The organism is Persicitalea jodogahamensis (assembly GCF_014651615.1).
Lineage (GTDB): Bacteria > Bacteroidota > Bacteroidia > Cytophagales > Spirosomataceae > Persicitalea > Persicitalea jodogahamensis.
Window position 1 is genome coordinate 548,128 of the sequence record NZ_BMXF01000001.1, and the last position, 12,011, is coordinate 560,138.

General features: G+C 53.1%; 7 protein-coding genes. All 7 read left to right on the top strand.

What is annotated here, in order from left to right; genetic code table 11:
- Window positions 1–17: 17 nt before the first annotated feature.
- The 7 genes from IE117_RS02295 to IE117_RS02325 all read left to right on the top strand — a co-directional run bounded on the left by IE117_RS02295 (window position 18) and on the right by IE117_RS02325 (window position 11,953).
- Entirely contained in the window at window positions 18–1,796 is a 1,779-nt protein-coding gene (locus tag IE117_RS02295) for a tetratricopeptide repeat-containing sensor histidine kinase (RefSeq protein WP_189562730.1), read from the top strand.
- An 87-nt stretch (window positions 1,797–1,883) separates the two neighbouring features.
- Window positions 1,884–5,102 carry a SusC/RagA family TonB-linked outer membrane protein gene (locus tag IE117_RS02300; protein ID WP_229580203.1) on the top strand — a complete coding sequence of 1,073 codons (3,219 nt, stop codon included), beginning with the start codon at window positions 1,884–1,886 and terminating at the stop codon, window positions 5,100–5,102.
- An 89-nt stretch (window positions 5,103–5,191) separates the two neighbouring features.
- Entirely contained in the window at window positions 5,192–6,760 is a 1,569-nt protein-coding gene (locus tag IE117_RS02305; protein ID WP_189562731.1) for a RagB/SusD family nutrient uptake outer membrane protein, read from the top strand.
- Between the two features lie 78 nt (window positions 6,761–6,838).
- Window positions 6,839–7,927, top strand: coding sequence for an IPT/TIG domain-containing protein (locus IE117_RS02310; RefSeq protein ID WP_189562732.1), 1,089 nt, complete (start codon window positions 6,839–6,841; stop codon window positions 7,925–7,927).
- A gap of 102 nt (window positions 7,928–8,029) precedes the next feature.
- Window positions 8,030–9,193 carry a glycoside hydrolase family 26 protein gene (locus IE117_RS02315; RefSeq protein ID WP_189562733.1) on the top strand — a complete coding sequence of 388 codons (1,164 nt, stop codon included), beginning with the start codon at window positions 8,030–8,032 and terminating at the stop codon, window positions 9,191–9,193.
- Between the two features lie 115 nt (window positions 9,194–9,308).
- Window positions 9,309–10,847: a TolB family protein gene (locus IE117_RS02320; RefSeq protein WP_189564200.1), complete on the top strand. Its 1,539-nt coding sequence runs from the start codon at window positions 9,309–9,311 to the stop codon at window positions 10,845–10,847.
- Between the two features lie 206 nt (window positions 10,848–11,053).
- A complete protein-coding gene (locus IE117_RS02325; protein WP_189562734.1) occupies window positions 11,054–11,953 on the top strand; it encodes a hypothetical protein in 900 nt (299 codons plus the stop codon).
- The last annotated feature ends 58 nt before the right edge of the window (window positions 11,954–12,011 follow it).

Here is a 12,011-nt window from a genome sequence, read left to right on the forward strand (position 1 = left end):
TTGAATTTAACTACTGAATGAAACCTGCTTTCTGGCATGATACGCTACGGGTACTCTGGATTTTCGTACTGACCCTGCTCTGGTCAAACGGCGAATGCCAGACGATACTGTCTGTGGGCGAACCGGCAGAAGTCGATAGCGTCAAACAACGAATCAGTCAGTTGGTACAGGAGAGAAAACACGGTCAGGTAGCCCTTTCGTATGACTACCTGGGAAAGTTATATCACCAGCAATATGGCTATAACAAACATTCCCTGGATGCGTACTTCAAAGGTTTGCATTACTACGGCTTGCAAGGCGATTCGCTGGGCTATTACAGTGAATATATCGTGATCGGAGACTACTATGCTCATGATTATTTTATGCAGGCTACAGCTGAGGATTACCTTCAGAAGGCCCGGAGGTACTTTGCACGGGCTGGCAACATTCCCAAGGTAATCGAAAGCCGGCTGGGGCTGGCCAATATTGCCCAGAAAAAAGAACCTCTGCCCGCCAATCTGATCACTGAATTGCGCAAAACGGAACAAATGAGCGCCCAATACAGGCAGCCCCAATCCCAGGCCTATGCTCTCAATCTGTTGGCCAACACCTATTCAAGGGCAAAAATGCCGGATTCAGCCGAGTACTATGCCAATCGTAGTTTGAAAATCGCCAACTCGCTGGATATCAAATGGCTTATTGCCCTGAACCATTTTTATCTGGGGCTGGTGCATCAGTTTAGAAACGAGTCAAGAGAGGCTATTGGCTTCTACCAGAAGAGCGTGGATATTGCCAAATCAGAAAACGATCTGTCGATGCTGCGGGAGTTGTCCCGGCACACTGCCGACAGCTACGCGCGGCTGGGTGACTACGAAAATGCCTATAAGGCTTCTGTATTGACACTGGATTATGCCAACCGCTTTAATACCTCGGAGCAGACCAAAAGCATCCGGCTGCAGGAATACGAAAGCCAGATCAAAAACCTGGCGATCGAGAAGCAATTGGTGGAAGAGCAGAACCGAAGCCAGCGCGTTCTCAATACGCTGTTAGCTGTTGGGTTGATTATTAGCGTATTAGGCGTAGGGGCGTTGATTTTTTTGCGTCGTCAGCAAAAGCTGATTGCGCACCAGGAAACGGTCATTGCCCAACAACAGATTCGGGAACTGGAACTGAAATCGTTACGCGCTATGATCGAAGGACAGGAAGGTGAACGCAGCCGTATCGCCCGGGACCTGCACGACGGGTTGGGCATTCAGTTGTCTCGAATCAAGCTTTTTGTCGAAGCACACGAAGAACAATTGCCCCTGAGTGTCAAGGAGCCTTTAAACCAGTTTCTGGACGAAGCCTGTACCGAAACGCGCTTGATTTCCAGTAACCTGCGGCCTTATTCGCTTTCCACGTTTGGATTCATTCCGGCGCTGGAAGATTTGGTGCAAAAGCTAAATCTGGTCAACGAAACCGAATTGGTGTTGGAACATTACGGCGAGATGCCGCCGCTGGCCAACGAAGCGTCTGTGATGATCTATCGGGTAGTTCAGGAGTTGCTCAATAACGCGCTCAAACACGCTGATGCCCGGACCATCGCCGTGCAGGTGATGGCCAGTAACGAAACTACCCTCATCAGCGTGGATGACGACGGGCGCGGGGCCGACTTCGAACAGGAGTCACTAGCCGGCGACGGAATCGCCAACATCCATTCCCGCATTGCTTTTCTGGGTGGGCAGGTCATGTGGCAGAGTGAACCAGGCAAGGGAACATCCGTGATGATTTCACTTCCTATGGAGAAGTTGCTAAAACCGGCCTTGATTAAGGCTTGATTTATAAGAGTTTACTCACGAAGTCAAAATTGCCAACAACACAATTATCTACCAATTCTAATGTATAAGTTAACCTTTAATCGACCTATGATGATGAAACATGTGCTTTTGGGATTCCTTACCCTCGGCGGGTGGCTCAGCCTGGCCGCTCAGAGCCCGACCGAAGTCAGACCCGCAAAAAACCAATTGGTGTTGGCCCGGGCCAATAAGTCTGCTGTTAATAAAGTAACAGACACTAAGGCGGTAGTGAAAGGAGTGGTATCCGACGAAAAAGGAAATACGCTGCCGGGCGCCACGGTGTCTGTGAAAGGAATGCAAATGGGTACTTCGACCAACGTGGACGGCGAGTACTCGATCAATATGCCAGCCGGGGCCAATGTACTGGTGTTTTCATTTATCGGTATGGCTACTCAGGAAGTGGAAGTAGGGAGCCGAACTACCATCAATGTAGTGCTGGCACCCGCTGACCGCACCCTCGACGAAGTCGTGGTGATCGGCTACGGTACTTCCAAGCGGGCGGACGTAACTTCCTCGATTACGACGGTAAAAGCCGCCGACATCAAGGATATTCCAGCGGCGGGTATCGACCAGCTTTTGCAAGGTAAAGCGGCCGGGGTAACGGTAACGAGCAACGGTGGCCAGCCCGGCGGTGGCGTGTCGGTTAAAGTACGGGGTGTGACTTCTATCAACAACAATGACCCACTCTTCGTCATCGACGGTGTTCCCTTCGTGGGTGGCAACACGTCGTCGAGCACGGGTTACGCGGGTCTGGGTGGGGGCGATGGTCAAACCGGCAACAGCGTAATGGCCATGCTGAATCCTAACGACATCGAAAGCATCGACGTGTTGAAAGATGCTTCGGCGCAGGCCATTTATGGTTCGCAGGCGGCCAATGGCGTTATCCTGATTACCACTAAAAAAGGCAAGTCAGGTGAAGGCAAAATCAGCTACGAGATGTACACCGGGGTTTCGGAAGTAGCCCGGAAGCTGGATTTGATGAAACTACCTGACTTTGCCCGCTACCAGAACGAGGTACTTCCTATCATAGGAAATCCGGTAGCCGACGAATTCAAGAACCCTGAGCTGCTTGGCCCGGGTACCGATTGGCAGGATGCCATGTTTCAGCGCGGCACGATCAACAACCAGCAACTGAGTTTTTCGGGCGGACGGGACAAAACTACCTACTACCTCTCGCTCAACTACTTCGATAATAAAGGTATTCTGCTTGGCTCCGATTTCAAGCGGTACTCGTCGCGTTTTAGCATGGACACGCAGCTGAAAAGCTGGGCAAAAGTGGGCCTGAGCGCCAACGTATCGCGCAGCATCCAGAATATCTCGCTGGCCGACGCGGCCGAGGGCACCATCTGGTGGGGCGCTTCCACCAGTCCGCTGACACCCGTGAAAAACCTGGATGGTACCTGGGGCGGTGGTCAGACAATCGGCGGTGTGCAGTATAATAACACCAACCTTGTGGGTAACAGCCAGTTTCGTGGCAATACCAAGACTACCAATAACATTTTCGGTAGCTTATACGCCGAATTCCAACTACTGAAAGACCTGTCGCTCCGCAACGAATTGTCTTACTCGCTGGGACAAAACAACAATGAAGCTTTCCAGAAATCGGGTAACGTGGGCGGTACTTCCTTCCGCAGCAAGCTGATCGACTCGCGCTCGGATAGCTACTACTGGTCGCTGACCAACTACCTGAGCTACAATAAGTACTTTAAGAAACACGGCATTCAGGCTACGCTGGGTCACCAGGTCCAGAACTCCTATTACCAGGGCATTTCAGGTACTAAAGTGGATCTGCAGGCTAATATTTTTGACCTCAACACGGGTAGTGCCGACCAGACTACCTGGGGGCTGAGTGGTGGCAAAGGTCAGTGGGCGATGGAATCATACTTTGCCCGCGCCAACTACACCTACGACGAGCGCTTCTCGCTTTCGGCCAGTTTCCGGGCCGATGGCTCGTCCAACTTTGGTCCAAACAATCGCTGGGGGTACTTTCCCGGCGTATCGGCGGGCTGGACGATCTCGAACGAAAAATTCATGAAGGGAGCCATCAACAATGTGCTCAATTTCACTAAACTACGCCTGGGTTACGGCGTGGTGGGTAATCAGAACTTCCCCAGTGGCGCGCCGAACCCCGCTTACGTGGGCGCCGTGCAGTTTTTCTCCGGTCCGGTGGGCTTTGGTTCATCCAACATGATCAATGGTATCCCCAATCCCAATCTGAAATGGGAATCAGTCAAAACCTCTAACGTGGGGCTTGACCTGGGTTTCTTGGGTGGACGCATTGACGCCACGATTGACGTATACAAAAAGGTGACGTCCGACATGATTATCTTCCTGACTGGCCCGAACCTCATCGGGGTGGGTGACCAATGGGACGATCTGAAAGCGCCGCTTGGCAATGCAGGGCAAATGACCAACACGGGCGTGGACATCGGTATCACGACCACGAATATCAAAAAAGGCGATTTTACCTGGAAAACGAATCTAGTCTTTACGCAATTCACTAACAGCTACGACCAGGCGGCCAGCGCGGCTTCCGCTCTCGACGGCAAGGTGTATTACAACAACTACCTCATTACGCACACGACGCCCGGGCGGCCCGTGGGATCGTTCTGGGGCCTGGTGACCGACGGGCTGTTCCGTACGCAAGCGGACCTGGACAACAGCATTCCCCAGTTTGGCTACAACGTAAACGAGAGCGAAACCTGGCTGGGTGATATTCGCTTCAAGGACATCAATGGCGACAACAAGATCGACGCACAGGATTATACCTTCATCGGTAGCCCGCTGCCCAAATTCAGCTGGGGCCTGACCAATTCGTTCAACTACGGTGGATTCGATTTCTCGCTATTTCTACAGGGTAGTCAGGGAGCCAAGGCTTTCAACTTTCTGCGCTGGCAGTTGGAGGGGCTGAACAACGCCTACACCAACCAGATGAACACGGTGACGGATCGCTATACCGAAGAAAATGTGGACGGTGCGCTGCCCCGCTTTACGAACACGAACAAGAACAACACCGCCATGTCGGATCGTTACGTGGAGGATGCCTCCTACGCCCGGATCCAGAACATCACGCTGGGCTACCGGCTACCCGCCAAAGTATTGAGCAAAGTAAAATTGGGTACGGTGCGGATTTATGGCTCGATTCAGAACCTGAAAACCTTTACCAACTACTCGGGCTACGATCCCGAGATCGGGTCTTTCAACAATAGCATTAAGCTGATGAATGTGGACACGGGCCACTACCCCAACCCCCGCACCTTCACGGTAGGCGCGAATCTGCAATTCTAGTAAAGTACCCGGCTGATGGCCAACTACTTTCAGTAAGGTTCTAAGAAAAAAAAAGAAAGGATAAAAAACTGATTTTAAACAAGATACCAATGAGACTCAAAACAATCACTGCCCTGATTTTACCGGTGCTGCTGCTGGCTTCCTGCAAGGAAGACTTCATCGACCGACCCTCGCTGTCGGGAACTACCACCGGAAACTACTATAACAACGCCGAAGAAGTGCGGGGCGCTACCAGCACGCTGTACAGCGGCCTGCCCTGGCGCAACTACGAAAGCCGTGCTCAGGATGCCATTGGCGACGTAATGGCCGGAAACATGTTCACCTATACCGATGTCGAGTACCTGAACTTTACAGTTTCGTCGGCCTCCGATCGTATCGGAGCTGCCTGGGGTGCCTTTTACAAAATTATCGGCTACGCCAACGTGATGATCAAAACCTTCGAGGAGAAGAAAGCCGCCGGGGGAGGAGCCGCCTACCTTGACCCTGCCATCGCCGAGTGCCACTTCATCCGGGGAACGATCTACTTTTACATCGCCCGTACCTGGGGAGCTGCTCCCATCATCACCGATCCGGGTGAAACGGCGCTGTCGGGCAACTTCAACATTCCACGCTATTTGCAAAAAGATGTTTTGCGCTTTGCCCTGGAAGACCTGAAAATGGCCGAAGCGGGCCTGCCCGAAAACGACGTGCCGGGCCGCGTGACGAAGTACTCGGCCAAGGGTATGATGGCCAAGTTGTACCTGTATAATAAAGACTACGCCAACGCCAAGGCCAAAGCCGAAGAAGTGATCAATTCGGGCAAGTACAGTCTGGTGAGCGACTACAACGGCATGTTTACCAAGATGAGCCTGGACAATAACTCGGAATCACTGTTCTCTATCCAGCACCAGCTGGCCCAGGATCCCTGGGGAACGGGCAATCTCAAAAACCCCGACCGCGGTGCCGGAGCTTTGCGCACGGCCGAAGCCGATGCCTGGGAAATGTACATCCCGACGCTCGATATCTTGAAGGAGTATGAATTTGGCGATCTGCGCCGGAAATGGTCGGTGATGGAACACGGCTGGACCAACCTGAACTGGAAGCCCCAGCGCGTGAATGCACCCAAGTACAATGAGTTTATGGCCAATGGCTTCCGCTACGATACCATTCAGCCCACGGCCGATGGCGGCAGTATGAATGCCACGCGCTCCAACATTGCCAAGTACTTTGCCGGACCCGGCAAAAGCTTCGGTGGCGAACCGGTTCTGGGGCAAAATTCGGGAAACAACGTGGTGCTGTTGCGCTACGCCGATGTACTGCTGATTTACGCCGAAGCTACGCTGGGTACTTCGGCCTCCACTACCGATGCCAAGGCGCTGAACGCCCTGAACCTAGTGCGCAGCCGGGCCGGCTTGCCCGCACGCACATCCTTCACGCTCGACGACATACTGCACGAGCGCCGGGTGGAATTCGCTTTCGAGGGCGACTACTGGTACGATATACAGCGTCAGGGATTTGCCAAAGCAAAATCCATGATCGAAAAGCAAAACCGGGGCACCGTTACCGGAGCCAACTACATCACCAACTTCACCCAGGACAAAATGTACCTGCCCATTCCCGCCGGGGAAATCGTGCAGGACCCTGAGTTGGGCAAAGATCCGGTTCCTTACTACAACTAAATTTTAGTCACTTTCCGGTTTCGATGATCTCCATTGTCGGAACCGGAAAGCACTTCCAACACTCAAATATTCAATCCCATGAAACTTACTTGTAATCGCGCCTGGGGCCTGGGCTTTTTGACACTACTGGCCGGAATGGTGCTCACTTCCTGCGAGGAAGATACCGATGGTTCCCCCAGCTTTGAAGTGGGTACCCCCGTCGCTACCCAAATTATGCCCGACTCCGCCGCTGGTGGCGGCACGGTGACTCTCCTGGGCACCGGCCTGGGCGATATCCGGTCGATCGTGTTTGAAAAACAGGAAGTACCGGCGGGTTTTCAGCCTACCCTCAATACCGACAAAGCGCTGATTTTCCGTGTACCCACGGAAGCAGCTGGTGGCGTTCAGAACATTATCGTCACCAATAGTGCCGGCAGGTCAACCACCATTCCTTTTAAAGTACTGGCGTATCCTACCATAAGCGATGCATCGAACTACATCTTTTCCAAAGGCACCATCATCACGCTGACCGGCAACAACCTGGACGACGTAACGGCCGTGGCGGTAGCCGATTCGGTAAAAGGAATATCGGATGCGGCCACGATTATCTCCAAAGATAAAAAGCAGCTGGTCGTGGAAATGCCTGCCAGTACGCTGAGCCGGGGTACGCTCAGCATCACCAACGGCACGGGGCGCATCCGCACCCGGCAGGAGTTCGTGAACATGGATCTGGCGTACAAAATCTTCACCGATACTTTCGGCGCTGGTTTCGCAAATGCTTCCTGGGGTGATGCGGCTACCGTGACCACGAAGGAGAAAAAAGACGGCAGTGCGTCACTCACCAAGACTTACCAAAAAGGCAACTGGCACCTGACCGGATTATCGAACTGGTCGTCGGCCATTGCTTACTCGCCGGATTACACCTACATCACAGGCTGGATCAAAGGAGCCTCGGCTGACTATTCGCTCTACATCACGACCGATGCCGGGAAGGCCGGGTTCGGTGATTTTGTAGAAGCCAATCGCGTCGATGTCAAGGCCGGGGTTTGGAACTACTTCAAAATCAAAATTTCCGACATGGATTTCTGGGTGCCGGGTAAAAAGCTGACGCAGGTAGGGTTTCGGATCAAAGGCCCTGACAAGCAGGATGAAACATTTTACTTCGACGATATCCTGTTAGTAAAGTAAATAATCAGTATCCTCTATCCCCACAGTAATCTAACCGGAACGCTGTGGGGATTTTTACTGCTTCTCCAACTCATTCCGGTACATTATTGCGCATTGTTTACCATGAAAAAGTTTAGCATTCACCATGCCTGGCTCAGTCTGGCGTTTGGCCTGCTGGTAGTTTCGGCGGGGTCGGCAGCGGCGCGCCCCAGGTTAATCGACCGCAACGCTACATCCGAAACCAAAGCCCTGTACCGGAATCTGGACAAGCTGGCCCGCAGGCATATTCTGTTCGGCCACCAGCACGCCACCGAATATGGGCACGGCTGGCAGGGCGAGGCCGCCCGCTCCGACGTCAAATCTGTAACAGGTTCACATCCGGCGGTGATCGGCGTTGATTTTAGTGGCCTGTCAGGCCGCCCGCCTGCTGCCATCGAACGGGCCAAAGAGTCGCTGCGTCGCCAGATCGCCGATACGTACAATCGGGGCGGGGTAACTACCGTAGCCTGGCATTTTTCCAATCCGGTTACGCCCCAAACGGGCTTTTACTGGAAAGACTCCCTTTCTGCTCCGGCGGTAGCCAATCTCATTCCGGGTGGGTCACATCACGAAGAGTACAAGGCCATTTTGCAAACGATTGGCGGCCTGGCCCAGTCGGTGCGGGGCAACGATGGCAAGCTGGTACCCATGCTCTTCCGCCCTTACCACGAATTCGACGGAGGGTGGTTCTGGTGGGGGAAACCGCACTGCACAGCTGAGGAATTTACGGAACTCTGGCGGTTCACGGTATCCTACCTGCGTGACAGTCTGCAGGTGCACAATTTCATTTACGTCTTTTCTCCGGACTGTAACTTCAACTCCGAAACCGAGTACCTCGAAAGGTACCCCGGAGATGCCTGGGTAGACATGGTGGGGATGGACGATTACGCCGATTTTGGTCGCAACAGCCATTACAACCTCCCGGCGGCCATCACCAGGTTAAAAATCGTGTCGGACTATGCCCGCAAAGCCGGAAAGCTGGCGGCCTTCACCGAAACCGGCCTTGAATCGATCCCGGATACGACCTGGTGGACGGGTACTTTGCTCAAAGCCCTGAAAGCCGAAAAGCTGAGACTTGCTTATGTGCTGGTATGGCGGAATGATGCACGCAGCACCACGCACTTTTACGCGCCTTATCCGGGTCATTCCAGTGTGCCCGACTTTATGAATTTCTATGAGGACGACTATACGGTGTTCGAAACAGATTTGCCACGTCTGTACCAGCGCCGGAAGTTCCTGTTTTTTTAGAAACACTTCCCACTCGGGCGGACAGTAACAACCAGCAGAAATGCGCTTACCATGTCTATGGACTGTTACGGTTTTTTTAGTTAAAGTGCTCAAATCCATTTGACTAGTATACATGATGAGATTATTGAAAAAAAACCTGGTAGCCTGTTTGCTTGGCTTGAGCATCGCTGTTCCTTTCACGGCACTGGCGCAGAAAACAGACCTGGGTGTATTCACGGGACATGGCGACATCGGCGATGTACTTAAGCCGGGTTCGGCCAGCTACAATGCCCAAAAGCGGCAGTACGAAGTGGCCGGGGCGGGCTACAACGTATGGTTCGACCACGACGAATTCCATTATCTGTGGAAGCAGATGAAAGGCGATTTTATCCTCTACACCCGTGCCGGACTCGTGGGTAAAGGCGTCGATCCGCACCGGAAGGTGGGCTGGATGGTCAGGAGTAGTCTGGACGGCAAGTCGGCCCATATCAACGCGGTGGTGCACGGCGACGGCCTCACCTCGCTGCAATTCCGGCGTACCACCGGGGCGGATACGGAAGAAATGAAGGCCAAAATGACCCATGCCGATGTGATCCAGCTGGAACGCAAAGGCAATACCTACACCATGCGGGTAGCCAAATTCGGCGAGCCCTTCGTAACCGAGCAGGTTGCTGACCTGGACCTGGGAGAAGAGGTGTACGTGGGCCTTTTCGTGGGTTCGCACAATAAGGAGGTGTTGGAAAAAGGCGTATTCCGCGATGTCCGCATCAGCGTTCCTGCGCCCGACAGCCTGGTACCCTATCGCCAGTACCTGGCCAGCAACCTGGAAATTCTGGATGTGGCCACGGGCGACCGTAAAGTGATTTTTACGCATCCCAAATCCATTCAGGCTCCCAACTGGACGCCCGATGGCAAAACACTACTGTACAATAGCGATGGACTGATGTACACCTTTGATCTGGCCAAACGGCGGCCAGCAGTGCTGAATACGGGCGAGATCAAGAATAACAACAACGACCATGTGCTTTCTTTTGACGGAACAATGCTCGGCCTGAGCAGTGATGTAAAGGAGTTGGGTGGGTCCATCATCTACACCGTCCCGGCAAAAGGCGGTACGCCCAAACAAATTACGCCCCGCGGCCCGTCGTATCTGCACAGCTGGTCGCCGGACAAGAAGACGCTGCTTTTTACGGGACAGCGCGACGGTGACTTCAATATTTTCAGCGTTCCGGCAGCGGGCGGGCCAGAAGTACGGCTGACCGACGCCAAGGGGCTGGACGATGGGCCTGAATATTCGCCCGACGGCAAGTACATCTACTTCAACTCGGCCCGCGACGGAAATATGCGCATCTACCGCATGAAACCTGATGGCAGCGATCAGCGGGCACTGACGGATGATAAGTTCCAGGACTGGTTTCCGCATATCTCTCCCGATGGCAAATGGATCGTGTTTATCTCGTTTCTGAAAGAGGAGGTAGAGGTCGACGACCACCCTTTCTACAAGCATGTGTACCTGCGTTTGATGCCTGTGTCAGGTGACGTTGAACCCAGGGTGATTGCCTATGTCTACGGAGGGCAGGGGACCATCAACACGCCTTCCTGGTCGCCGGACAGCAAAAAGGTAGCCTTTGTCAGCAACACCGCAGAAAGCAGTCTGAGCCCGGTGGAGAAGTAGCCTACTGACCGTCCTGTTTTTCGCGGGCTGACACCCGTGGGAAAGTAAGGGTGCGTATTCTCGGGAAGGCAGACCCATTTCTGTATCGGTGCAAAATATTTCTTCTTTTCTGATCCGAACCATGTATTAAAGTTGTTGCAAATGGAGTTTTATACGGGTAGGAATAATGTATTTTTGAAACCGTTTTCCAGCCCAAATACTGCACCATGAAAAACCTGCTTCTTTGCTGCCTGGCGTTTACTTTGTTTCAGATTGCTTACGCCCAAACGCCGGCCGATACAACGGCAACTGAAAGCCCGGCTGGAGACTTTCTTTCTTTTGCGGAAAACTACAATGCACATGCCGCTTATGTCAATGGCAATCGGTGGACTACAAGCACGGGCAACCGTTCGCTAGGCCGTGGGTGGAAAAATGTGGCCGATGAATTCAAGGTTTCTCCCGAGGGCGAAGCTACTTTTCGGCTGGCACTGGCTCAACGGAGAATACAGCCTTTTTACAGCATTGCGGGATTGGGCCTGATGCTGGGATCACTTCCCCTCATCAATACAACGACTCAATTTGACTGGCAGACAGGCTTGGGAATAGGCATGGCGCTGGGCGGTTTTACTCTGGCCTTTGTGGGAGGCAAAAAGGCTCGTCAGTCGGCTGATAACTTTGAGCGTGCGTTATGGCTGAGAAACCGGGACGAAATACTTCGCTACACTTCCCCCACTTATCAGCCCCGGCTGCGCTATCTCTACGAAACCGAGACGCTTTATCTTACCACCAATTCTTACATAAAGAACGGGCACGAACATAAATTAGGCATATTGGGCGACAAAGCTGCCGGGGAATTCAGGAATATTCCTACGGCCTGGGATATGTACAAGAAGTACCGTACCAATCAGCGTCTGGGTGCCGTGGTATACGCTGCCGGAATAGCGGTGATGGTTGCTTCTCCCAGCGGATTCAGCAGCCGGAGTCCGGCAGGACCATGGATGTACTTCGGTGGTTTGGTAGTTTCGGGTGCGGGATTCGGGATCGCAGCTTCGGGCCGCAGGTTCCTGCGCGAGGCCGTGCATCTCAAAAACTACACCGTACTCAATCAAAAAATGCTGCGCGAATAAAAAGCAAGTGGCACCGGTGATGAATGATTCTGCCGTGGTGAGAAACTCGTGCCATAGA

Bases quoted from the DNA above. Each gene is read 5' to 3' on its own strand.
- IE117_RS02305 (WP_189562731.1), top strand. From the start codon at position 5,192: ATGAGACTCAAAACAATCACTGCCCTGATTTTACCGGTGCTGCTGCTG.
- IE117_RS02310 (WP_189562732.1), top strand. From the start codon at position 6,839: ATGAAACTTACTTGTAATCGCGCCTGGGGCCTGGGCTTTTTGACACTA.
- IE117_RS02320 (WP_189564200.1), top strand. From the start codon at position 9,309: ATGAGATTATTGAAAAAAAACCTGGTAGCCTGTTTGCTTGGCTTGAGC.
- IE117_RS02295 (WP_189562730.1), top strand. From the start codon at position 18: ATGAAACCTGCTTTCTGGCATGATACGCTACGGGTACTCTGGATTTTC.
- IE117_RS02300 (WP_229580203.1), top strand. From the start codon at position 1,884: ATGATGATGAAACATGTGCTTTTGGGATTCCTTACCCTCGGCGGGTGG.
- IE117_RS02325 (WP_189562734.1), top strand. From the start codon at position 11,054: ATGAAAAACCTGCTTCTTTGCTGCCTGGCGTTTACTTTGTTTCAGATT.
- IE117_RS02315 (WP_189562733.1), top strand. From the start codon at position 8,030: ATGAAAAAGTTTAGCATTCACCATGCCTGGCTCAGTCTGGCGTTTGGC.